The sequence below is a fragment of the Achromobacter sp. GbtcB20 genome, assembly GCF_019091095.1.
Classification (GTDB): Bacteria; Pseudomonadota; Gammaproteobacteria; order Burkholderiales; family Burkholderiaceae_B; genus Achromobacter; species Achromobacter mucicolens.
Genome location: NZ_JAGXJZ010000504.1, coordinates 1 through 275, shown reverse-complemented (window position 1 = coordinate 275; position 275 = coordinate 1). Strand labels below are relative to the sequence as shown.

The window sequence follows — 275 nt, the reverse complement described above, 5'->3', positions numbered from 1 at the left end:
TCCAGGATGTTCGAGAGGAAGGCGTAGTCGAACTTGCGATCCTGCGGAATATTCCCCTGCAGCAGGCGCACGGTCAGCGGCGCGCCCGTCACGTGCGTCCATTCGATGGTGCGCAGGCCGGCCCCGGCCAGCAGCACGGCGGCGAACAGGCCGAGCGCCGGCAGGCGCACGCGCTGGGTCAGCAACACCAGGCAGGAAGCGCAGACGGAGACCAGCACGCCGATCCCGTAGACGCCGATCAGCGGCGCATAGCCTGCCAGCGGCGAGACGTCATG

The 275-nt window shown here is 68.7% G+C and carries 1 pseudogene; it reads right to left on the bottom strand.

The features are described 5' to 3' along the window. A pseudogene (locus KVT32_RS29960) lies at positions 1–275 on the bottom strand (apolipoprotein N-acyltransferase); the annotation flags it as partial.